25 protein-coding genes and 2 riboswitches are annotated in these 22,715 nt (G+C 43.1%); of the genes, 3 read left to right on the top strand and 22 right to left on the bottom strand.

The window, feature by feature from the left end:
• Positions 1 to 18: 18 nt before the first annotated feature.
• Both BN1067_RS10250 and BN1067_RS10245 read left to right on the top strand, forming a co-directional pair.
• A complete protein-coding gene (locus tag BN1067_RS10250; RefSeq protein ID WP_053218762.1) occupies positions 19 to 636 on the top strand; it encodes a YhcN/YlaJ family sporulation lipoprotein in 618 nt (205 codons plus the stop codon).
• Between the two features lie 138 nt (positions 637 to 774).
• Positions 775 to 1,737 (top strand): M23 family metallopeptidase, encoded by a 963-nt coding sequence (locus tag BN1067_RS10245; RefSeq protein WP_407701361.1) that lies wholly within the window; start codon positions 775 to 777, stop codon positions 1,735 to 1,737.
• 53 nt (positions 1,738 to 1,790) lie between these two features.
• Here the strand turns inward: BN1067_RS10245 and BN1067_RS10240 are convergent, their stop codons facing one another.
• The 17 genes from BN1067_RS10240 to BN1067_RS10160 form a co-directional block, all read right to left on the bottom strand.
• Entirely contained in the window at positions 1,791 to 1,898 is a 108-nt protein-coding gene (locus BN1067_RS10240) for a methionine/alanine import family NSS transporter small subunit (protein ID WP_110943421.1), read from the bottom strand.
• A complete protein-coding gene (locus tag BN1067_RS10235; protein ID WP_053218761.1) occupies positions 1,898 to 3,415 on the bottom strand; it encodes a sodium-dependent transporter in 1,518 nt (505 codons plus the stop codon). The genes BN1067_RS10240 and BN1067_RS10235 overlap by 1 nt, the downstream gene beginning before the upstream one ends.
• A 263-nt stretch (positions 3,416 to 3,678) precedes the next feature.
• The gene (locus BN1067_RS10230) at positions 3,679 to 5,232 is read right to left on the bottom strand and encodes a Na+/H+ antiporter NhaC family protein (protein ID WP_053218760.1); all 1,554 of its coding nucleotides are present in this window, start codon (positions 5,230 to 5,232) and stop codon (positions 3,679 to 3,681) included.
• Positions 5,233 to 5,504: 272 nt separating this feature from the next.
• A riboswitch (Lysine riboswitch) is annotated at positions 5,505 to 5,683 on the bottom strand.
• Between the two features lie 54 nt (positions 5,684 to 5,737).
• The gene (gene yunB / locus BN1067_RS10225; RefSeq protein WP_053218759.1) at positions 5,738 to 6,523 is read right to left on the bottom strand and encodes a sporulation protein YunB; all 786 of its coding nucleotides are present in this window, start codon (positions 6,521 to 6,523) and stop codon (positions 5,738 to 5,740) included.
• A gap of 59 nt (positions 6,524 to 6,582) precedes the next feature.
• Entirely contained in the window at positions 6,583 to 7,683 is a 1,101-nt protein-coding gene (locus tag BN1067_RS10220) for an HD-GYP domain-containing protein (protein WP_053218758.1), read from the bottom strand.
• A gap of 128 nt (positions 7,684 to 7,811) precedes the next feature.
• Complete coding sequence (locus BN1067_RS10215; protein WP_053218757.1) at positions 7,812 to 8,126, bottom strand: YunC family protein; 315 nt, start codon at positions 8,124 to 8,126, stop codon at positions 7,812 to 7,814.
• A 52-nt stretch (positions 8,127 to 8,178) separates the two neighbouring features.
• Positions 8,179 to 9,579 carry a bifunctional metallophosphatase/5'-nucleotidase gene (locus BN1067_RS10210; protein ID WP_053218756.1) on the bottom strand — a complete coding sequence of 467 codons (1,401 nt, stop codon included), beginning with the start codon at positions 9,577 to 9,579 and terminating at the stop codon, positions 8,179 to 8,181.
• 11 nt (positions 9,580 to 9,590) lie between these two features.
• Complete coding sequence (locus BN1067_RS10205) at positions 9,591 to 10,412, bottom strand: sulfite exporter TauE/SafE family protein (protein ID WP_053218755.1); 822 nt, start codon at positions 10,410 to 10,412, stop codon at positions 9,591 to 9,593.
• Positions 10,413 to 10,684: 272 nt separating this feature from the next.
• Complete coding sequence (gene sufB / locus BN1067_RS10200) at positions 10,685 to 12,082, bottom strand: Fe-S cluster assembly protein SufB (RefSeq protein WP_053218754.1); 1,398 nt, start codon at positions 12,080 to 12,082, stop codon at positions 10,685 to 10,687.
• A gap of 43 nt (positions 12,083 to 12,125) precedes the next feature.
• Positions 12,126 to 12,563 (bottom strand): Fe-S cluster assembly sulfur transfer protein SufU, encoded by a 438-nt coding sequence (gene sufU, locus BN1067_RS10195; protein ID WP_053218753.1) that lies wholly within the window; start codon positions 12,561 to 12,563, stop codon positions 12,126 to 12,128.
• Complete coding sequence (locus BN1067_RS10190; protein WP_053218752.1) at positions 12,553 to 13,773, bottom strand: cysteine desulfurase; 1,221 nt, start codon at positions 13,771 to 13,773, stop codon at positions 12,553 to 12,555. The genes sufU and BN1067_RS10190 overlap by 11 nt, the downstream gene beginning before the upstream one ends.
• Positions 13,773 to 15,080, bottom strand: a complete 1,308-nt coding sequence (gene sufD / locus BN1067_RS10185) for a Fe-S cluster assembly protein SufD (RefSeq protein WP_053218751.1) — start codon at positions 15,078 to 15,080, stop codon at positions 13,773 to 13,775. The genes BN1067_RS10190 and sufD overlap by 1 nt, the downstream gene beginning before the upstream one ends.
• A 17-nt stretch (positions 15,081 to 15,097) precedes the next feature.
• The gene (gene sufC, locus BN1067_RS10180; protein WP_026569559.1) at positions 15,098 to 15,883 is read right to left on the bottom strand and encodes a Fe-S cluster assembly ATPase SufC; all 786 of its coding nucleotides are present in this window, start codon (positions 15,881 to 15,883) and stop codon (positions 15,098 to 15,100) included.
• A 287-nt stretch (positions 15,884 to 16,170) separates the two neighbouring features.
• Positions 16,171 to 16,401 carry a hypothetical protein gene (locus BN1067_RS10175; RefSeq protein WP_053218750.1) on the bottom strand — a complete coding sequence of 77 codons (231 nt, stop codon included), beginning with the start codon at positions 16,399 to 16,401 and terminating at the stop codon, positions 16,171 to 16,173.
• A 152-nt stretch (positions 16,402 to 16,553) separates the two neighbouring features.
• The gene (locus tag BN1067_RS10170) at positions 16,554 to 17,396 is read right to left on the bottom strand and encodes a MetQ/NlpA family ABC transporter substrate-binding protein (RefSeq protein ID WP_053218778.1); all 843 of its coding nucleotides are present in this window, start codon (positions 17,394 to 17,396) and stop codon (positions 16,554 to 16,556) included.
• 80 nt (positions 17,397 to 17,476) lie between these two features.
• Entirely contained in the window at positions 17,477 to 18,145 is a 669-nt protein-coding gene (locus BN1067_RS10165) for a methionine ABC transporter permease (RefSeq protein ID WP_053218749.1), read from the bottom strand.
• The gene (locus tag BN1067_RS10160) at positions 18,135 to 19,163 is read right to left on the bottom strand and encodes a methionine ABC transporter ATP-binding protein (protein WP_053218748.1); all 1,029 of its coding nucleotides are present in this window, start codon (positions 19,161 to 19,163) and stop codon (positions 18,135 to 18,137) included. The genes BN1067_RS10165 and BN1067_RS10160 overlap by 11 nt, the downstream gene beginning before the upstream one ends.
• 117 nt (positions 19,164 to 19,280) lie before the next feature.
• A riboswitch (SAM riboswitch) is annotated at positions 19,281 to 19,397 on the bottom strand.
• Between the two features lie 155 nt (positions 19,398 to 19,552).
• Between BN1067_RS10160 and BN1067_RS10155 the strand changes: the two genes are divergently transcribed.
• Positions 19,553 to 19,969: a TlpA family protein disulfide reductase gene (locus BN1067_RS10155; RefSeq protein WP_053218747.1), complete on the top strand. Its 417-nt coding sequence runs from the start codon at positions 19,553 to 19,555 to the stop codon at positions 19,967 to 19,969.
• Here the strand turns inward: BN1067_RS10155 and BN1067_RS10150 are convergent.
• The 5 genes from BN1067_RS10150 to BN1067_RS10130 form a co-directional block, all read right to left on the bottom strand.
• A complete protein-coding gene (locus BN1067_RS10150) occupies positions 19,966 to 20,295 on the bottom strand; it encodes a hypothetical protein (RefSeq protein WP_053218746.1) in 330 nt (109 codons plus the stop codon). The two genes, BN1067_RS10155 and BN1067_RS10150, sit on opposite strands and share 4 nt — an antisense overlap.
• 191 nt (positions 20,296 to 20,486) lie before the next feature.
• Positions 20,487 to 20,798: a thioredoxin family protein gene (locus BN1067_RS10145; RefSeq protein ID WP_053218777.1), complete on the bottom strand. Its 312-nt coding sequence runs from the start codon at positions 20,796 to 20,798 to the stop codon at positions 20,487 to 20,489.
• Between the two features lie 45 nt (positions 20,799 to 20,843).
• The gene (locus tag BN1067_RS10140; protein WP_053218745.1) at positions 20,844 to 21,191 is read right to left on the bottom strand and encodes a toprim domain-containing protein; all 348 of its coding nucleotides are present in this window, start codon (positions 21,189 to 21,191) and stop codon (positions 20,844 to 20,846) included.
• A gap of 181 nt (positions 21,192 to 21,372) precedes the next feature.
• Positions 21,373 to 21,756: a glycine cleavage system protein GcvH gene (gcvH, locus tag BN1067_RS10135; protein ID WP_053218744.1), complete on the bottom strand. Its 384-nt coding sequence runs from the start codon at positions 21,754 to 21,756 to the stop codon at positions 21,373 to 21,375.
• 130 nt (positions 21,757 to 21,886) lie between these two features.
• A complete protein-coding gene (locus BN1067_RS10130; protein WP_053218743.1) occupies positions 21,887 to 22,243 on the bottom strand; it encodes an arsenate reductase family protein in 357 nt (118 codons plus the stop codon).
• Positions 22,244 to 22,715 lie beyond the last annotated feature (472 nt).

Below are 22,715 nucleotides of genomic sequence, written 5' to 3'. Positions count from 1 at the left end.
AGTCAGGAGGATGATCACATGATGAAAATGCGAAAAATGGTACCTTTGCTGCTGTCTATTCTCCTTATGGCTTCCGGTTGTGCCACAGGTAACAGGGGTGCCGTACCTGAAGTGGACCGTTCCTTAAACGGTACGGAATCGAATAATCAGCAGGGGACAGGAAACGTGAATGAAGATGACGTTACTTCAAGACTCGGGTATGTCCGTTACAAGAAAGATGAACTTAACGCGGATGAAGAAAGCAGGCAAATGGTAAGCATTGATCGGAATAAAACAGCCGATACCATTACTCGAATGATTCTTCGCTATGATGGATTCGAAGAGGCAGCCACTCTAGTCACAGATGATGAAGTGCTAATTGCTTACACTAGACCGGAAGAAATGGAAAGGGAAAAAGCAGCATCGATTGCCAAAAAGACTGCCATGTCATTAATGCCGAGATATTACGACATCATTGTCTCCGATAAAGCTGTTTCCTTCCAGGAGATCCAAAGCCTGAAAAACTCATCCACTTTGGATAGGGATTATGAAAACACACTACGCAGTGTCATGGAAAGCATGAAGAAGGCTCCACAAGGCGAAGGATGGCCCGAAGCCAATGTCAAGGACCGCGATGACAATGCGATGACAGAATAAATTAAATGAAAGGGGATGTTCCATTCATGGCTATGGAACATCCTTTTTCTTTAAAAGAAGTTGTATATGTTTCCAATTATCTTTCCGTCCTACTCGCACACACTATTAACAGAAACTTGAAACCAGGGGGTGACAAACTTGAAATTCACCAAAAGCTGTATCGCTGCTCTGACCTTTTTTATGCTTTTTTCAGGGATTTCCGTAACAGCTGAAGAAAAGGATACAGACGAAACACAAGATAAAATCGCTCTATTCAAAAAAACGCAAGCCATCACCAATATGCCTTGGTATTACCTGGCCGCAATAGATCAATATGAGCATAATATACAAAAAGAAGAAAAGCCGGATCAACTCATCTCCATTGATATCCCGGATGAATTCTGGTTTGGAATCAGCAATCCGGGATTGCCAGCAGAAGATATTATTACTGTTTCAAACGGTTGGGGACGAGATGGAGACGGAGATGGTTTAGCAGAAAAAGACAATGACGAAGATGTTTTATATACAATGGCCGATTGGATTAATCGATATGGTAACAATAAGGAAGATGTCAAAATTGCTTTATGGAACTATTATCAACGGGAACTGACAGTCCAAACGATCATGAACATTGCAAAGATATACGAAAAATTCGGTACAACTGAATTGGATAAAACAGACTTCCCGCTGCCATTACAAGCAAACTACAGCTACCGGAACACTTGGGGGGATGCGCGAGGTTTCGGAGGTAGGCGAATTCACGAAGGGACCGATATATTTGCCGGTTATGGCGTGCCGGTCAAAGCAACTACTTATGGTGTCGTGGAAATGAAAGGCTGGAATAAATATGGCGGCTGGCGTATCGGTATCCGTGATATCAGCAATCATTATCACTATTTCGCTCACCTTAACGGTTATGAAAAAGGGATCAATGTCGGAGACGTGGTAGAACCCGGCACTGTCATTGGATCTGTTGGTGCAACGGGATATGGACCGCCGGGTACATCCGGAAAGTTTCCGCCACATCTTCACTATGGAATGTATAAAGATAACGGATATAGTGAATGGTCGTTTGATCCTTATCCACATTTGAAAAGATGGGAACGGAACGCCCGTAATTAATCAATCCCCTTACCGTGGTTTGGTAAGGGGATTGATCTTTTATAAAACCTATTTTATTGTTTAGCTTTTGCAACTTTTCTGGCATACAGGATACTGGAAATCAATCCGCCCCATATAACAACCATCCCGATAACTGCCATAATAATGGCTCCTCCTGACATTATTGAGCCACCTCCTTGTCTTCCGACTCGCTGTTACTAGCTTCGGCAGCTCTACCCGGCCACTTCTTCAAGGTTAGCAAGGCACCGGCAAACATCGCACCAATTGCCACTACCCATCCGTAATTAAACAGGAATTCAATCGGATAGCCTTCGTAAGCGGATGTAACCTCTGCTTTCAGATTTTGGAGCATCATCCAGCCTAATACGATAGGAGTAATGACACCTAGACATATCCTCCACCACGTTCCCAGCTGAATGTCCGAAACACTGTTCGCATGACTTTGAAATTCTTTTAGTGACTTCGCAAACCATGCAATGGCAACTACTTCAAATAAGCCGGCAAGCGCTACTCCATAGTTATTGATGAAATGATCAACTGTATCTAACAAATTCAGTCCATCCTGTGTCGCGTAAGCGAGTGAAAGAATGGCTGCAAGACCTCCACCGATTGTTACAGCTTTCCCTCTGGAAACATTAAATTTCTCCTGAATACCTGCTACATAGGTTTCCGAAATGGAAATCAAGGACGAAAGACCCGCAAGTACGAGCGACGCAAAGAACAGGAATCCGAAAAATCCGGAAGCCGGCATTTGGCTGATAATTTCCGGAAAGACCATAAACGCCAGCCCAACACCGCCGGCCACTACTTCCGAAATATCCAGTCCGGATTGTACAGCCATGAAGCCCAATGCAGCAAAAACACCGATACCTGCCAGTAGCTCGAAAGATGAATTGGCGAAACCTGTGATAAATGCATTATTGGTAATATCCGACTTTTTCGGCAAATAAGATGCATATGTGATCATGATTGCAAAAGCGATAGACAGACTAAAGAAAATTTGTCCGTAGGCAGCGACCCAGACCTGTCCGTTAGCAATTGCCGACCAGTCCGGCTTGAAGAAAGCATCCAGTCCTTCAAGTGCCCCTTCCAATGTGACCGCCCTGATGACAATGATCAAAAAGATGACTGCCAAGGTCGGAATGAAAATTTTATTGGCAACCTCTATTCCCTTTTTGACACCTCGGCCAAGGAAGAATAAAGTGACAGCCCATACGGCAATCAATGGAAGCAATACACTTGGCACCATTGCTCCAAATGTACCTGGATCACCTAATTGCAAATAGTCCCCTACAAAGAAAGCTGTGGCGTCCCCGCCCCATTGTTGCCCAAATGAAAAATAAGCATACATGATTGCCCAAGCAATAATAACTGGGTAGTAAGTAGAAATGATAAATGATACAGCGACTTGCCACCAGCCAATCCATTCCATCCCTTTACTGATTTTTCCGTAAGAGCGCGGTGCAGATCCCCTGAATTTGTGGCCAATGGTATACTCCAATATCAAAAGCGGGATACCTGCGGTCAGTAGTGCAAACAAATATGGAAGGAAGAATGCACCTCCTCCATTTTCATAGGCAGTGGCCGGAAATCGCCAAATATTACCCAACCCAATTGCCGATCCCATGGCTGCCAGCAGGAAACCTAATCTTGTTCCCCATTGTGACCGATTCTCCATGTTTGAACCTCCCCTGATTTTTTAAAACATTCGCTTGCTATGTAAATGAATGTTTTAAATTTTTCTTTTTTTCTGATATTTATGATTGTATTATATATTAGACAAAACAAGAATGTCAAAGGAAGATTTAGGAGAAAGGTTATAGGTCGTTTTTCCTGGAAAGGTATTCCAATTTTTTTATCTTAAATAGAAAAAGAGCTTGTAAAAAACATCCAGTTTTTCTACAAGCCCTCTTTTTCATTTATACGGAATATTTCCTTGGATCAACTGCTTTTCGCATTGTTTTGTTTGTGGATGATTAATGCTGTTACCACAATAATAGCCAATGCTAGCAGTAAAGCCAGCCACGTCTGACCGGTTATCCCCAAAGTTAGATAGCCGATAGTGGAAGCCCCTGCTGCAATCAATGCATATGGCAGCTGGGTAAGGACGTGATCGATATGATTGGATCCAGCTCCCGTCGATGACAGGATGGATGTATCCGATATAGGAGAACAATGGTCACCAAACACAGAGCCGGCTAATACGGCAGCGAGAGCCGGAAGAACCAAATCAATATCAGTAAGTGCCGCAATTTCAGCTGCAATCGGCAACATAATCCCGAAAGTACCCCAAGATGTGCCTGTTGCCAATGCCATGAAACCAGCAACAATAAAAATCAGAAACGGCAGGAAGGCTGGATTTAACGATACGTGCTGTACAAGATTGGCCAAGTATTCACCAGTTGCCAGGCTATCGATGATTGAGCCGATCATCCAAGCCAAAACTAAAATATAGATGGCTGGAAGCATTGCTTTGATACCTTCTATGCAAACAATCCCAATGTTGGTTTTCGGAGACTTTTGCATGCTGTACAAGATTACTGCACCTGCTGCCGCTATCACTCCACCCCAAAACAGGGACAGATTGACGTCTGTATTAGCGAAAATGTCCAATACATCAGCTTGCCCTTCCGTGTTATTGATTCCGGTTCCGATCATGAATGCAACCGTACCGACAATAAGCAAAAGAATCGGGATAATAAGGTGATAAATTTTACCTTTTACATTATCTGAAAAGCTTTGTTCCAAGTCTCCGGCAATTTCTCCTCTGTTTGGATCTGTCAGCTGCCCTGTTTCCATGGCACGTTTTTCATGGTTTTTCATCGAGCCGATGTCTATACGGAGGAAAGCCGTCAAAAATACTAACAAAAGCGCTGCAAAGGCGTAGATGTTCAACGGAATCATGGCCACAAATGCATGCAGCGGTCCATAATCCGTAATTTCATTGGCTGCCAGTATGCTGCCTAATGTTCCGATAATATACGCTCCCCAACTTGAAATCGGAGATATGACCGTAATCGGGGCCGAAGTCGAGTCGATAAAATATGCAAGCTTTGCTCGGGAAATACGATGTCGATCCGTCAACGGACGAGCAATTTGCCCTACAGCCAGACTGTTGAAATAATCGTCGATAAAAATGATCACCCCAAGTACAGCTGGCATCAATTGAGCACCTTTTCTTGTTTTTATTTTTCGGATTGCCCATTCCCCGAAAGCCCTGCTTCCGCCAGATGCGGTTAGAAAAGCTGTCACTATTCCTAACAACAACAAAAATAGTAGTAAATATAAATTCCCGGTATTCCATGCCCCTTCCGCATAGAAAATAGTGCTGAAGACCAGCCAAATTTCATTGACGGATTGCGGCAAAGAAAAATCGTGGAGCATCAGAGCCCCGATTAATACACCTGCTCCCAGTGACAGCAATACTTTTCTTGTAGCTAGTACAAGCACAAGCATTAACAGAGCAGGAATCAATGAATAAATTGTTCCTTCCATGTTGTACCTCCATTATAGTTAAGATGACGGAAATGAATGGATTGACATGCTGAAGAAAAAAATGAGGAATGCCTGTTTGGTCATCACGCAAGGTGCAGAAAAAGAAACGGTCAGCCTGTCTATAATCTTTATTTCTTGTGGCCGAATCAATTCTCGGTAACGTTGCGTTTCAGTAAATTTTCAAACAAAAAAAGTGTCTTAAAAACAGAAAAAAGCAGTGATAGAAAATAACCTATCACTGCTTTTATGAGCAATTTTTGTTATCCTCCATTTCGATCAGTAGCCCTTCATGCTATTCTTTCCAGACATGACAGTATTATCCCTATTCGACATAATACCAGTAATAAGGGGCTGACACTCCCTTATACTTCGGCAAACAGGCCTTTCTCCAATCTTCCCAGTTATCATCCTCCGAAAAGATACTAATCCTGTCTGCGCCTCTACCTCACCGATCTGATAAGGTCTCGCTATTCAATTCCTCGTTTATTGTACCAGCAGTCGGCTACTATTGCAAGGGGTCCATCGGAATCGACAATTGTGGCCCATCACTTCCGCCATTCCCATTATAATAATAAGGGACATCGAAACTAACTACCCGATCATCGATTTTTATCTTCGAACTGATTTGAGTCGTTTTTGTTTGAAACGGAACAACCACCCGTAGGCTTACATCCATTTCAACATATAAAGCGAAATATACATTATTGATTCCCAGCTCTTCCCTCTCCATGACCGGTTCTGACTGGACATCACCGATCACTTCAATATTAACTGGGATATCAGGTCCTAAATTTGCAAGCAATGGAATTCCAAGGGCCTGCCCTACAGGTATTTGAATCAATGTCGGTTCTTCTTTGACAGATTCAATGCTAGGTTTTTCTTCCGGTTCCAGTTCTACATCAAGCGTACTTCCAGGGTCAGGGACCTGTCCTTTTTCCAACAGCTTTAAAAAGTTTTGTACCCGGTTGGTGGTATTCCTTACTACCCGGTTGGTAACAACGGAATTCCAGCCCACCGACACGGCATTTCCTTCATTATCCACCTTTTCCTGAATCAATTCCTCGTATTCCAGGTCATCGGCTATTTTTTTACTGACAGCTTCATTGATTGCCATTCTTGCATATTGACGGGCCCTAGTTTCCGCAATATCCATCAGCGTAGGTTCAAGGCCGCGGTTGATGATCAGGATGCTGACGAATGAGGATACCGTGAAAAAAATGACGGTAATCACCAATACATGGCGAAGCGGAGGCGGTGACATTTGTTTTTTGAAATTCCTGTTTTTTTTCAAATAAATACCCCCTCAAAAAAACATATGCTTTTTTGCAGGAGGTTAGAATTTTTCAGTGATTAACTTTTTGCCAAGTCTGCCGCAAAACAGGATGTAACCATCAGGTTCAACTGTTCAGCAAGATCTACTTCATATGGTTCGACCACTGCCTCACCGCGCTCTTCCAAAATACGGACGACAGGCCGTTCACTTAATTGCTGGTTTTGTCTTGCCACGATACCCGCCCTTCCATCGCTGAGCTCTACCATCAATCCGGTTGGATAGACGGCAATGGTCCGCCGGAAGGCTTCCACCATTTCACGGTCGAATAAGTCTCCTGCTCCGGCATACAATACTTCAAGTCCTTCATGCGGAAGCATCGCATCACGATAGACACGGTTACTTGTTACTGCATCGAATACATCTGCTATCCCGATCAGTTTGGCATACGGATGTATGTCCTTTTCGGTGAGGCCACGTGGATAACCCGATCCATTAAGGCGTTCATGATGCTGAAAGGCACAGTGTGCTGCCAGTAAAGGGATATTGTGATTACTACGCAAGAATTCGAAACCAATTTCCGTATGCCCTTTGATGATTTCAAATTCTGTATCGGAAAGCTTCCCTTTCTTTTGCAGGATTTCATGCGGAATAAACATTTTGCCGACATCATGAAGCATAGCCCCTATGCCGATTTCCTCCAGCTTCGAACGTGACATTCCAAGCTCCGTCGCCAAAGCAAGCGAATAGATCGTGACATTAAGCGAATGGGAAAAAACATAATTGTCGGTCAGGAAAACATCTGACAAGATGGAAACAACTTGGTCGGCTTTTTGAATTTCATCGAGAAGACTTCCCACCATATCGGTCATCTCTCCACCCGTTTTTTCAAATACGAACGACTTTTTCTCTATCCCCTGGGTTTGAAATTCCAAAAACGTATGCTTAATTGTCTGGTAAGCTTCCATTCGGAGTTTTTCGGGAATTGGGGCTGAAATATCGATGTCATCCGTTAAGGAGTCTTTAATATGTACGTAGGTTATATTAAATTTTAGCAATCTATCCAGCATACGTTTTGTGAGACGGACATCCTTCTGAATCAGAATCTGTCCGTTTTCGTTGTATACTGCTTTGGCAAGCGTGGTACCTGGTTCAATTGTTTTGGTTGCTGCAATTTTCATCATTATCTCCTAACCGTACAATCCGACTTTTCTTCTTACTTACCGTCCAACAAGAAAATCCTCTATACAAAGTATAGAGGATTTTCAAAAGAAATAAAACTGGATTTGTAGAAATTTGTCTATTTTTTTCATTTTGCTGATGTTGCAATTTTCAACAAAGCATCTTTTCCCGACATTCCTTCCTGCCAGCCTTTTTCCCTGGCAGCATTCGTCACTTTCTCCAACGGGGCTTCCAGGAGTTGTTCAATCGTCTTGACCCCTACTGCCCGAGCGGCAATTATTTTTCGTTCTGCCAGTTTTTCACTTAATAAATCAACGTCCAGCGCGCCGCACATAATATAACCGGTATCATTTGAAACAATCAACAAATTGGTTTTTGGCAATTCGACACGTATTGCCGTAAAAGGATTTTCTTCAATATATACAGGCTTTATGGAAATCATAAGCTGCCCACTCTCCCTTCACCATACTATATGGGGGCCAGGAGAATTTGTGTCATCTGGCAGCTACTTTTTCCCTTAACGTATCCGCCAATAAATCACGCAAAAATTCCGGCATGAAAAACTGCTTGTATTCTGCTTTTGCCACTTCCGGAAGCAAGCGGCCAAACGTAAACGTATCAGCCGTAGCCACCTTGTATTGTTTATTCATATCCAAAGGACTGCCGTTTATCTCCACCTGTTCGACTCGTTCTTGGCCATCTGGCAGCTTGCTCGTTGTCATGGTCGCCCCGGAAAAAACCATTCGGCCGATGATTTCACCACGAAAACCGAATCCTTTCAATTTCAATTCGGTAAATTGCTTGGTAAAGGAGGCACGAATAACCTCAAGCAATTCATCGCCCTTTAATTTAACCAGACAAGGATTAATTGGATGCGGACAAATACGGTGGATATCCCCGTACGTCACTGCCCCTTTCTCGAACCGATCCAGCAGCAGACCAGCATTCAACATCGCGCAATCTGCATCCGTCCACTCCTTCAATGTTTCCACTAGCTTCTTCATGATAAATGTCTCTTTAAACCACCCGAATTCAAGCGGCTCACGAAGCGTAATTACCGTTTCTCCAAGTAAATCATCCGACTTTTCCTGATAGGCAAGCAACTTCTGCTCTGTCTGAAGGTCCTTCGGGAAGTTGTCTGTACTGCTTGCGTAAGCTTCTTTTTGAACCAGTTTACGTTGTTCATGATCCCACGTCAGAATCACTTCGCCAACAAACTTTCCATGTTTGCCAGCTGCTGTTAGCAACGTTTCATTTATATACTCGCCGTCACGGAACAAGTGATGGGTATGTCCTCCGATAATCACATCTATTTCCGGGAAACGTCGGGCTATTTCCTCGTCATCGGTGATTCCCAGGTGGGAAAGAAGCACGACGATGTCTGCCTGAGCAGCCAGGTCCGGAAGATGTTGCTCAAGAATCGAGAAAGGATTGCCCACGTTCCATCCCAGCAGATTATAAAAATCATTGAATGGCGCAGTCAACCCGATAAAACCAATTTTCACTCCATTGACAGACGTCGCAAAAGACACGGGCTTCAACCAGCCAGGCTCCAATCCATCTAAACTCGACAGATTGGCACACACTAATTGAAAATCAGCTTGATCATAAAGATGAAATAGATCTTCGTGGTTAAGGGTGATACCCTCGTTGTTTCCTAAGGTAGCAAGCTGATAACCAGCATCGTTCAACAGTTCCACATTTGCCTTTCCCTTCATTGCTTCTGTTATTGGGTGAGACCGGTCAACATGATCACCAATATCAATAAGCCAATACGATTGCCCATTTCGCTCCCTGACTTCTGCTTCCTCTTTGAAATGTCCTATGATTTGAGGTAAATTTTCAAAATGGCTGTGTAAGTCGTTTGTATAATAAAGGAAAATTTTCTCTTCCATGCTAAAATCCCCTATCCAATCCCTTGTAAAATTAACCGAAGCCCTATTACCACCAGTAGAATTCTCAGTATCCATTCTACCGTTTTCCCTTTAAGCAACTGGTTGACTTTTGCTCCGAAAGTTCCGCCAATCCATGCACCCGGGATAAACAGCCACACATATTGCCAAGGTACATGGCCAAGTATTATATGGGTGGAGGAACTAATCAAGCTTAAAAACAAAATCATGAACATCGAGGTAGCGGTGGCTATGTGAGGCGGAAAACCAAATAAAAGAATCATGGCCGGGACAATTAAGGACCCTCCGCCAATTCCAAACATCCCCGATAGCACTCCAACTGCAAATGCAATGGAAACAGCAGCTACCAGGGGATACGTATAAGTAAATCTCTCTCCATTTATGACTACTGAACGGTACACTCCTTTGCTGTGCACCGGCTGAGTGATAACGGGCTCCTTCTTTTTAATAAAAAACATGGCCGATAACAGCAGCATTAACAGTCCTAAATAAAAGGAAAAAACATCTTCCGAAATGAACTGATTCAGCCACGAGCCTAAAATCCCCCCCGGAATTGCTCCCGCTAAAAATATCCAGCCGCTTCCATAATCAACTCTGCCTTTACTCATATATGCTATGCTTGATGACAGTCCGGTAAAAACCATAACAACCAAGGAAATACCGACAATATTTTGCGGTACCGCCCAGCTGAAACTATCAAGCAGCTGACTAAGCAATAACATACTTGGGACGAGAATGATTCCTCCACCCAATCCAGCAATACTACCGACAAACGCTGTTAAAAACCCAATTAAGATACACAATACGTAAACCACTGTTGATTCCCTTCCATCTGATAAAATTATGTATGGTCTGGTAATAAGTTATAACCACCGTCAAATGCAGGGAACTTGTCCCTCTTCGACATATTATACCTTTATGTTTACCCGATGTTTCTAACCTATAAAAGAGGAAAATGGTCATGGAAACCTACGGGTAGAAAACCATGTACAATTCATGCCAAAACAAAATCGTTTTATGTTTTACTTTTCAATGAAAAAAAGGGCCCTATATCAGGCCCCTTTTATTATTACATTAAATTATTCAATTATCCAATAGAACCTTCCATCTCAAATTTGATCAGGCGGTTCATTTCAACTGCATATTCCATTGGCAGTTCTTTTGTAAATGGCTCGATGAAGCCCATGACGATCATTTCTGTCGCTTCTTCTTCTGAGATTCCACGGCTCATCAGATAGAACAATTGCTCTTCTGATACTTTGGAAACTTTCGCCTCGTGCTCCAACGAAATATTTTCGTTCAAAATCTCGTTGTATGGGATGGTATCGGAAGTCGATTTGTTGTCCATAATCAACGTGTCACATTCGATATTGGCCCGTGCACCTTCTGCTTTCCGTCCAAATTGAACAATACCGCGATACGTTACTTTACCGCCATGCTTGGAAATCGACTTGGAAACGATCGTAGATGATGTGTTCGGAGCAAGGTGATGCATTTTTGCTCCTGCATCCTGATGCTGGCCTTTACCTGCCAAAGCAATCGACAAGGTCATACCACGGGCGCCTTGACCTTTCAGAATGACCGCAGGATATTTCATCGTCAATTTCGAACCAAGGTTACCGTCAATCCATTCCATCGTAGCATTTTCGTCACAAATCGCACGCTTGGTAACCAGGTTGTAAACGTTGTTTGCCCAGTTTTGGATGGTAGTGTAACGGCAGTAAGCATCCTTTTTAACAAAGATTTCAACAACTGCGCTGTGCAGGGAGTTCGTTGTATAAACAGGTGCTGTACAGCCCTCTACGTAATGGACGGAAGCACCTTCGTCTACAATGATCAAGGTTCTTTCGAATTGACCCATGTTTTCCGAATTGATCCGGAAATATGCTTGTAGAGGTGTGTCCGTTTTTACGCCTTTTGGCACATAAATAAAGGAACCACCAGACCACACGGCAGAGTTAAGTGCCGCAAACTTGTTATCAGAAGGCGGAATAACTTTACCAAAGTACTCCTTGAACAAGTCCTCGTTTTCTTTTAATGCGGTATCCGTGTCTTTAAAGACGATACCCATTTCTTCCAGGTCTTCCTGGAGACTGTGGTAAACAACTTCCGATTCATACTGGGCAGAAACACCAGCAAGATATTTCTGCTCTGCTTCCGGAATACCCAACTTATCAAAAGTGTTTTTAATTTCTTCTGGTACTTCATCCCATGAACGTTCGGATTTCTCTGAAGGTTTTACATAATAAGTGATTTCGTCGAAATCCAGTTCGGACAAGTCGCCGCCCCACTGAGGCATTGGCTTTTTATAAAATTGCTCGAGAGCTTTCAGTCTGAAGTCGAGCATCCATTGGGGTTCATCCTTCTGACGGGAAATTTCCTCAACAACCCGTTTTGTCAGGCCTCTTTCCGTACGGAAAATCGAAATATCCTTGTCACGGAACCCATATTTATAATCTTCAATTTCGGGCGCTTTTTTCGCCATGTCGAAAACCTCCTATTAGGTAATTATCTTCCGTAAGTTGTTTCTATTGCTCTTCGCCTACGCCCTTTTCCATTGCTTTCCACGCCAGGGTGGCGCACTTAATCCGGGCAGGAAACTTAGAAACACCCTGCAAAGCTTCGATATCACCTAAATCTATATCATTTTCTTCAACTTCTTTGCCTAACATCATATCCGAGAAAATTTTGGACATCTTCAAAGCGTCGTCTACTTGCTTGCCTTTTATCGCCTGTGTCATCATCGATGCGGATGAAAGACTGATCGAACATCCTTCCCCTTCAAACTTAGCGTCTTCGACGATATTGTCATTGACCTGGAGATGAATTTGAATCCTGTCCCCGCAGGTCGGATTGTTCATGTCGACCGTCAGGGCATCTTCTGACAATGTGCCCCGATTGCGGGGATTTTTGTAATGATCCATGATGACCTGTCTATATAACGTATCGAGATTATCAAAAGACATCTCCAAAATACTCCTTCGTTTTGTTTAGTCCTTCCACAAGACGATCAACGTCTTCTGGAGTATTATATAAATAAAAGCTGGCTCTTGCGGTAGCTGTCACTTCCAGCCACTTCATCAGAGGCTGGGCACAGTGATGACCTGCTCTTACTGCAATTCCTTCTGCATCTAAAACGGTCGCCGTGTCATGCGGATGGACATCCGTAAGATTGAAAGTGATTAACGCTGCCCGATGGTCCGGACCGTACACGGTCAACCCGTCGAACGCCTTCATGCGATCCATAGCATAAGCAATCAATTTTTCTTCATGGTCGTGGATGTTATCCATTCCGATGTCTGAAAGAAAATCTATTGCAGCTCCCAGTCCGATTGCCCCTGCAATAATCGGCGTACCACCTTCAAATTTCCAGGGAAGTTCTTTCCAGGTGGAGTCATAAAGGTTGACAAAGTCAATCATCTCTCCGCCAAATTCTACAGGTTCCATGTTTTCAAGCAATTCTCTCTTGCCATATAAAACACCGATTCCTGTAGGAGCACACATTTTATGACCGGAAAAAGCATAGAAATCACAATCCAAATCCTGTACATCCACTTGCATATGCGGGACGCTCTGGGCGCCATCTACCATCATGACTGCTCCGTGCTGATGAGCAATAGCAGTTATCTCCTTAATGGGATTGATGGTTCCCAGGACATTGGATACATGCATGACGGCCACGATTTTCGTGTTGTCGGTGATCGTATCCTTTACGTCCTCTATATCTATTGTACCATCTGGTCGCAAGGGCAAATATTTCAAGCTTGCCCCAGTCGCTTTTGCAGCCTGCTGCCACGGAATGATATTGCTGTGATGCTCCATCGGCGTCACGACAATTTCATCGCCTTCCTTCAGGTTGGCTCGGGCATAACTGTATGCAACAGTATTGATGGACGTCGTTGTACCACGGGTGAAAATCACCTCTTTGGTACTGGATGCATTGATGAAGTTCCTCACTTTTTCCCTGGCGCCTTCATATTTATCTGTAGCCCTTGTTCCCAAGGTGTGGACACCCCGGTGGACGTTGGAGTTATCCTGTTTATAGTAATCTTCAACGGCCTTGATTACAGAAACCGGTTTTTGGGAAGTCGCCGATGAATCAAGATAAACCAATGGATGACCATTGATTTCTTGATTCAAAATCGGAAACTGTTCCCTAATGGCTTTCACGTCCATTAATATACTTTCCTTTCAATTACCTCTGTCAACTGTTCCCTAACTGCTTTGATAGGAATCTGTGTCACTACAGGGGCAAGGAAACCATGGATAACCAGACGCTCTGCTTCCTGCTTGGAAATACCCCGGCTCATCAAATAGTATAGCTGAAGCGGATCGACACGACCTACAGAAGCGGCGTGACCAGCCGTTACATCATCTTCGTCAATAAGAAGAATCGGATTCGCATCCCCACGTGCATCTTTACTTAGCATCAATACACGAGACTCCTGTTCAGCGTTTGATTTGGAAGCGCCGTGTTCGATTTTCCCAATACCATTGAATACCGATGTGGCACTGTCTTTCATAACCCCATGCTGCAAAATGTAACCATCTGATTGAAGGCCATGATTGACAATCTTCGCTGTGAAATTCTGTGATTGTTTACCGCGTCCGACCGTTACTGTTTTTGCGTTGGATACGGAATTATCCCCAATCAGATGGGTGATGTTCTCAGAAACCGTGTTTCCGTCATTCATTTGGCCGAGCGCCCAATCGATTACAGCATCTCGATAAGCAACGCCACGTCGGTTGATGTATGCAGTTGTTCCCTCTGCAAAGTTATCAACCGCACCGAATGAAACTTTTGCATTGTCATGTGCAATTACTTCCGTAACGATATTGGCGACAGTTTCTTCCTCTTGATTATGCGAGATATAATTTTCCACATAAGTCAGGGAACTGTTCGCCTCAGCAACGACGATTACATGATTGAAGGAAGCCGCTTCGGCATCCTCCTGCCAGAAAATCGATTGCAGCGGTTCTTCAACAGTGACATTTTTCGGTACATAGACGAATACTCCGCCGTTCATCAATGCTGCATGCAATGCTGTCATGCGGTTTTCGTCTACCCCAACGGCATCTTTCATGTAATAACGTTGGACTAGTTCTCCATGTTCCGCCATTGCCGTGTAGATGTCGGTTAAAATGACACCTTGCTCTTTCAGCTTTGGTGAAAGGGAAGCATATGCTACCGAATGATTGCGCTGGATGACAAGGTTCTGTTCTGTGTTTTCCAAATCAAGAAATACCTTGATTTCCTGAGGAAGTTCATCCAAAGACTGAATCGGTTCTCCAGCTGCTTCATGTTTGAAATTGGAGAAATTCCAATTCGTGATATTCGTTTTATCCGGCTTGGGCATCGGAAGCGCGGCAGCTTTCTCCAATGCTTGAAGGCGCAATGACTTCATCCATTCCGGTTCTTTATGATTTTGTGAAAACTGGCTGATATATTCTTGATCATATGGCAATTTTGTTTCTACCGTCATGGTATCCCTCCTTCCTGTTACGCTTCTTGCCCTACAGTTTCATCTTCAATGCCTAATTCTTCTTTAATCCACTCATATCCTTCAGCTTCCAAACGTTGTGCAAGCTCAGGACCACCGGATTTTACCACTCTGCCCTGCATCATAACATGAACTTTATCCGGTGTAATATAGTTCAACAGTCGTTGATAGTGCGTGATAATCAAGCAGCCGAAATTCTCATCGCGAAGTTTGTTGATTCCTTTAGATACAACTTTCAAAGCGTCGATATCTAAACCGGAGTCGATTTCATCAAGGATGGCAATTTCCGGTTTAATCATCATTAATTGAAGAATTTCATTCCGTTTTTTCTCCCCGCCGGAGAAACCTTCATTCAAATAACGCTGCGCCATGTTTTTATCCATTTCCAGATAATCCATCGCTTCGTCCATCTCTTTAATGAATTTCATCAAAGAAATTTCGTCACCCTCTTCGCGACGTGCATTAATAGAAGAACGAAGGAAATCAGAATTGGTTACACCGCTGATTTCACTTGGATACTGCATCGCCAAAAACAAGCCTGCTTTTGCGCGTTCGTCAACTTCCATTTCCAATACGTCTTCCCCATCTAAAAGGACGGATCCTTGAGTGATTTCGTATTTTGGATGACCCATGATAGCGGATGCCAGCGTCGATTTACCAGTTCCGTTCGGACCCATGACAGCGTGGAATTCGCCGCCTTTGATAGTCAAATTAACTCCTTTAAGTATTTCCTGGTCTTCAATCGATACATGAAGATCCTTTATTTCCAATGTTGATCCTGCCATAATAATACCTCCAGTTACTCTTTATTAATGCTGGAATGGAATTACATCCATTCTCACTTTATTCTCATTACAATCTTATATCATTTCGAATCTATAATCAACATTTTCAATCCTTCAATTAGGATGCCCAATTATGGAATTTGATCTGAAGGATACTACCTTTTCCAGCCTGAAAGTCCAATTAATGCCATCATTCTACCTATAATGTAACATAAATCCCCTGCCGCCAAAACAAGCAGCAGGGGATTCGATTTATAACTTCTATTTGTGGACTCTCGATTCAAAGATCAGCGGTGGACTTGCCGTTCTACTTCAGCCACAACACGACGGCTTTTTCGATAGCTGTCTTCTCGTTCTTTCTCTACCTCGAGTCTTTTTTCAAGCTTTCTTTCATACTCTGCATAACCAATACCATGGTTTTGATGCATTGCTTTTTCCATTTCTGAGGTGTAATTAAGACCTATACCACTGTCAGTGATAATGAATCCTTCCTTTCGGGTTGTTATATTTTCTAACAAACAAATTGTATCATGGATTCTTTACCCTTCCCAACTAGCAAATAAACAAAAACGTCTTATTTAGAAGGTTTCTGCAGCGCTTTAGGCAGCATAGAACTTCCACCTTCAAAATTCATTTGGATTTCGGCCGATTCCGGCCGTTTCCACCGGTATTAATCTCCAGGAGTAGCTGCCGGCACAATCGCCCCGTCATAATTTTCGCTGATAAAATTCTGAATGTCTTCAGATTGTAAAACTTCCACAAGTGTGTTGAGTGCTTCGTTATCCTTATCCTCGGAACGAACTACTACCTGATTGACATAAGGAGACTCTTCCCCTTCCACGAATAGGGCATCTTCCGTCGGTACTAAATCTGCTTCCAATGCATAGTTGGTGTTTATGGCTACAAGCGCGTCTTCCTCTGATTCATAACTTTCCGGAAGAAATGCTGCATCTACATCTGGTGAAAAAGTCAAATTCTTTGGATTTTCCACGATATCGTCTGTTGTAGCGCTCACCTTATCGACACCTTCATCCAGCTTAATCAGGCCATTTGCCTCAAACAAGCTAAGAATACGACCATGATCAGCTACTGAACGACTGATGATTACTTCGGTTCCTTCTGGTATTTCATCAATGCTGGAAATGCCTTTCGAATAAACACCCATCGGCTCGACGTGTACTCCGCCAATGCTTACAAAGTCATAGCCAAACTCATTGATTTGATCTTGTAAATATGGTTTATGCTGAAAATAGTTGGCATCGATTTCGCCGCCATCCAAATCCTGGTTCGGTAAAACATAATCCTGGTATTCTTCAATAGTAAGCGTAACACCCTGTTCCTCCAGTATAGGTTTTGCTTCTTGCAAAATTTCCGCGTGAGGAGTACTGGAAGCTCCTACTTTAATTTCTGTAGAACCATTTTCCTCATCAGATCCACCTTCATCCGAGCTGCCGCAAGCAGCCAATACTGCAAGCAGCACAGCAGTTACTAATAAAAAGAAGTACTTTTTCATCATTCCAATTCCCCTTTTCTCATTTTAGTATGACCCTTTCCACATACGGTACTGCAAACCATGTCTTCGTGGAAACTGCCTTATCTTTTATCTAATTTATTTGCGATGAAATCGCCGATAAATTGAAAAATGAATACAATAATTACGATTAAGACGGTGCAGACAAACACCACATCAAAATCACGCCGTTGGAATCCATAGAAATAGGCAAAATCCCCCAGACCGCCAGCGCCGATGACTCCAGCCACGGCTGTATAACCAATCAACGCAATGGCAGTCACCGTAATTCCTGAAACCAAAGCCGGCATCGATTCCGGCAGTAACACCTTAAAAATTATCGTATGGGTTTTAGCCCCCATCGCTTTGGCTGCCTCAACGACTCCTTTGTCGACTTCCCTAAGGGCGATTTCCACCAATCGTGCGTAAAATGGTGCGGACCCTATAATCAGAGCCGGCAACGCTGCTTTCGGCCCCCGGATTGTCCCAATTAGAAAATCTGTAAATGGGAATAGCAGCAAAATCAAAATGATAAACGGAATAGCACGAAAAATATTGACAACTGCTGAAACAAATAGGTTGAGTGTTTTATTTTGCCAAATCCCGCCATTTGCAGTCAGGTATAATAAAAGCCCCAGCAAAACACCTAGTATAATCGTGCCTGCTACCGAAATTAAGGTCATATAGAAGGTTTCACCAATCGCAGTCCAAATATCCTCCACTTTGACGTTTGGAAAAAGCTCACTCAGCATCCGAATACACCTCCACTTCCACAGTGGTTGAAGTCTCTATAAAAGTGATTGCTCTGTTAATTTCTTCGTCAGAACCATCCATGTGGACAAACAAGGTACCATATGCCCCTTTTTGTGTTTGGGTGATTTTCCCCTGTAGAATGTTGATCGCTATATCAAACTGTTTGGATACCTGGCTTATTAACGCCTGATTGGTAGTCTCTCCGACAAAATGGAGTCGAATAACCTTGCCTGTCTGATAATTCTCCAGCAAATGAAGCGATTCTTCCTGTTCCCTATCTCCCATTACCTGCTCGACAAACCGCTTGGTGACCGGCTCGCGGGGGTGAAGGAAGACATCCAGGACATCCCCTTGTTCCGCTACTCTTCCTGACTCCATGACAGCTACCCGATGGCAAATCTTCCGAATCACGTGCATTTCATGGGTAATTAAGATAATGGTCAATCCCAATTTTTCATTGATGTCGACCAGCAAACGCAGGATTGAGTCCGTCGTATCGGGATCAAGCGCTGAAGTAGCTTCATCGCATAACAGAACCTTCGGATTATTGGCCAGCGCTCTTGCGATTCCGACACGCTGCTTCTGACCACCGCTTAGCTGTGAAGGATAAGCATCTTCTCTCCCTTTTAGACCAACTAATTCTATCAGTTCATCGACGCGTTCTTTTCTTTGCTGTTTTGGAACTCCAGCAATTTCTAAAGGAAAAGCAATATTTTCACGGACGGTGCGGGACCACAACAAATTGAAGTGTTGGAAGATCATCCCGATTTCCTGCCGTGATTTGCGCAGTTGTTTCTTGCCCATTGCGGAAATATCTTTTCCATCAATATATATTTGTCCTTCTGTTGGATCTTCCAGCCGGTTAAGCAGTCGGATAAAGGTACTCTTCCCTGCACCACTGTAGCCGATCACACCGAAAATTTCGCCTTTGCTTATTTCCAGGTTAAGATCATCGACTGCAACGACATCCTGATGCTTGGCCGGATATACTTTTTTCAAGCCTTTTATTGAAATCAACGTTCTTCCTCCTAAGCAATACTTGCCGAACTCCTTAACAAATTTAGCGTACTTATTAAAAAAGCGCCTTTCCGTTCACAAGAGAACAGAAAGACGCAGTCATACAACTTTCACGTTCTCTCATCTGCCAAAGCTTTCCGCTTCGCAGGAATTGGCACCATTTTAACCAGTAAACTACTGGTTAACGGTTGCCGGGCTTCAACGGGCCAGTCCCTCCACCTCTCTTGATAAGAGATTCATATATTCAGTTAATTCGTTCCTTAAGCGCTAAATAGGATTTTAGCATTAGGGCCATTAGGTGTCAAGCCAATACTTTAAGAATCGTTTTCCAACTCTATCTATGGTAGGATAGGACAGGAAAGAGCACAAAAACAGTAAGGAGTGGTAGGATGAAAGCCCCTCTTTTCGAACTTCCTATGATCAATTCCAATAAAAGTTATCAATTGAAACAGGATCTCGGAAAGGTGATTCTGCTTACCTTTTGGACATCCTGGTGTCCTGATTGTGCTGCGGATTTACCTAAGAAGGAACAATTATATAAAACATTAAATAAAGAAGACGTTAAAATGTTGACGATCAATGTTACAGGAAGGGAACGAGTGGCAGATGCCGGGGAAGTATTTCAAACGAAATTCCTTCAGCAGCCGACTCTTGCAGACATAAACACAACGGTATATGATCTATACCGATGTCAAGGAGTTCCCAGTACAGTCATCATAGACAGGCAGGGAGAGATAGCTGCACAGTTTGGTGACAAAGCCGATTTTTTAACCATCATGGAAGCATTGGGCAGCGTCATCGATTAAGGCAAATAAAGCAATGTTTCGAAAAGCAGGCAGTCCCGATACTTTCCCTCCCACGAGGCAAGTTTTGCCGGTAACGCAGTCAACTTGCGTTCCCCGTTAAACAGTTTTACCGCAATATCCTTGTTCGCTTTCACTAGTAAGGGAACAACATCTGAGTCCGGCCTTTCAGCTTGCAGTCTAATTTTACCAGAACGGATCACCACCCAAGCAAAAACCCCTTCCCCCTCCACGTTTACATCGAGCTGTTTTCGCTCATATAAATACAGCAAATCTTTGCGTTCTTCCAAGCGCTGCTTCCATTCGTTCAACCATTGTTCGGACATCATTTTCAGCCTCCCCGACTAAACCTCACCTAATATAGTTCTCCATCCTCCAATTTATTCCTGCAACCTAATTATAGGAGGATGAGAACAATCGTTTTCCGAGGAGACTGGATTGTTCTCCCGTTCTCGAAAGAGTTTTGCAGTAGGTGGCTATTTTCCTCAAAAAAAGGAATGACCGTTTCTCTTGTAAACGGTCATTCCTTTTTGTCCATATATTCGCTCACCTTTACCTGAATATGCATTAGAGACTGAAAAGCATATATTTTTTCCTGAATGCACCCATCTGCCAAAATCAACAGACAGGGCACACTTTCAATTTGATGATTTTGCATAAAATCTGGAAAAAGAGAGGCATTCATTTCATAAAATATTGCAGCGCCTTCCATTTGCTCGAATACCGATAACATTTTCCGTGCAACCTTGCAAGTTCCGCAAAAAGGAGTATGAATAAATACAAATCCTTTTGCCAACTCATTTATCTTCCGTTCGTCCGAAATTTGTAGCATCAAGTTTCGTCCCTTTTCCATATTACATATTTCTATCTACCATTTCTAAAGGTAAATCGGATTTACTGCTATACTTCTGCTTAACAGAGCTGCCGCCAACTCAGCCTCCGGAGTAGCTGCCACTTCCCTGAATGTCTTATCTACATAGATATGCTCTGCATGAGGAAGTTCAACGGAAAGCTGTTTTCGTAATTTGTGTCCGGCATTATCTTCGTCGACCAGTATAAAAACATCCTTATTGTCCAAATCGTATTCGATCAACAGTTCTTCCAGCCGTTCGACTCCAAGCGTACCATTCGTACAGATTATTTCAATCTGCTCATCGATTACTTTTTGAATTTGTACCTTGTCGGTCCGTCCCTCTACAATAATCACTTTATCAGCATCATTCATAGCGTTCACCTGCTTTTAATCGATAAGTTCCATCTTGTGAAGCTTAGCAATAATCCCTTGTCACATCTTGGTAACAAGGGATTGCATTCGCTCTCTTTTATCATTGTATTGATTATTTGCATTTTCATGCACGGCATTGGCATGACCGTTAGAAAAGATAGACGACGAAGGACCGAAAAACTTACTCGTCGCCGATCATTTCTTGATATTGCTCAGCACTCATCAGTTCATCTACCTGTGAAAGATCATCTGTTTCCACCACAATCATCCATGCTTTTTCATATGGAGATTCATTAACGAACTCAGGGCTGTCATCGAGATCCTCATTCACTTCCACTACTTTTCCATTGATAGGAGCATACAATTCGGATACTGTCTTAACAGATTCCACACTGCCAAACGGCTCTTCCGCTTCAATCGTGTCCCCTACTTCCGGAAGCTCCACGAAAACAATATCTCCTAATTCAGCTTGCGCATGATCAGTGATCCCGATCCGCACTTTGTTTCCTTCCACTTTTGCCCATTCATGTTCCTCTGAATAACGTAATTCCTTTGGTAAACTCATCGAATAACCTCCACTTTTTTTATATGCTTTTGCTTTCTAAGCTTGTACAGTTGTCCCGATTGAATGGTCGTTCAGACTCATCTAATATAAAAGCTTCCCCTGGCAAATTCCACTGGTTTGCTTATCTTGCTTATTTCCACTTTTCTTCATAAACTTCCGGTTTAAAACCGACTGTTGCTTCCTGCTGCCCCTCTAAAATCGGTCGCTTTATCAGCATCCCATCAGAAGCCAGCCATTCCAGCATTTGACCTTCATCGGCTTCTTTCAATTTATCCTTTAAGCCTAATTCTCGATATTTTTTTCCACTAGTGTTAAAAAACTTTTTCACGGGTTGTCCGCTTTTTTCTACAATGCGTTTTAATTCATCTTTAGATGGTGTTTGTTTCACAATATGTATTTCCTGATAGTTTACTTCATTTTCATCCAGCCATTTTTTGGCCTTTTTACATGTTCCGCAGTTTGGATACCAGTAAAAATTCAAAGACATGGCAGCACCCCCTTCAATTTCTTCTTATCTTATCATATCTTGCAGGTATATTTCATGCAAATATGCCAACAAACGAGTTTGGCGTTCTTCTGCTCGAGAGCAGATAAAAAACGGCAAACGGTATATGGTTGAGCGGAACATGACATAACCTATAGAACAAAGTGAGTGGGGAATATGGCGCTACGGAAATACCCTTCGCTTTTCGCGGGCGGCTGGTGAGCTTCCTCGAGCTAAAGCTCTGCGGGATCTCACCGAGGCCTTACCTCCCGCAGAAGTCTCAAGGTATTTCCTCCGCACCTGGCAAATTCCTGATTTTTATTTTCGTGCCGCCTGACTTATGAAAATTTAGAAGGCTAAACAAGGTCACCGTTCATTGCTTTTACTCACATATTCAGAAAAAGGCTCTAAGCTGAGGAAAAATGCGAGATCCTCGAAAATAGCCCGCAATTTCTTCGGGGCGGTTAGACTTCAA

Source organism: Virgibacillus senegalensis (assembly GCF_000821245.2).
In the GTDB taxonomy this organism is placed as follows: Bacteria; Bacillota; Bacilli; order Bacillales; family Amphibacillaceae; genus Sediminibacillus; species Sediminibacillus senegalensis.
Note: the sequence above shows the minus strand (reverse complement) of the source record. Positions and strands in the feature narration are given on the sequence as shown.